Origin of the sequence: Bartonella sp. CM120XJJH (assembly GCF_042194715.1) — a bacterium.
Taxonomy (GTDB): Bacteria; Pseudomonadota; Alphaproteobacteria; order Rhizobiales; family Rhizobiaceae; genus Bartonella.
The window spans coordinates 1-390 of the sequence record NZ_JBHINE010000106.1 but is presented as its reverse complement, the minus strand read 5'-3'; the positions used below and the strand labels follow the sequence as shown (position 1 = coordinate 390).

Genomic DNA, 390 nt, shown 5'->3' with positions numbered 1-390 from the left:
GTATCTCCTCTCATTTAGATACGGTATAATCACTATAGCCATTTTCATTAAACATGTTTTTGCACATATTCTCAACACAAAAAACAACACATGTCGATACATTCAAAAGAGATCAATTAAACGATCTTATAAAAGAAGAGCAATATACAAGTGGCTGTATTTAATGATAATAAATGAAGACGATTATTATGGAATTCTTGGTGTAAGCTACGCATGCAACGATAAACAGATAAAATCTTCTTTTCGTAAATTAGCTCTGCAATACCACCCTGATCATAATTCTAGTACCGAAGCAGAACAAAAATTCAGAAAAATTTGTGAAGCCTATGAAGTTCTTAAAGATCCTCGAAAGAGAGCTGCTTACAATCAGTTCTATCATGAAACTTTTAA

1 protein-coding gene is annotated in these 390 nt (G+C 31.8%); it reads left to right on the top strand.

All coding sequences use genetic code 11. From position 1 onward, the window contains the following. Positions 1 to 163: 163 nt before the first annotated feature. Positions 164 to 390 (top strand): DnaJ domain-containing protein (locus ACFIKU_RS10030; protein WP_375657420.1); only part of this gene is annotated, 227 nt, incomplete at its 3' end.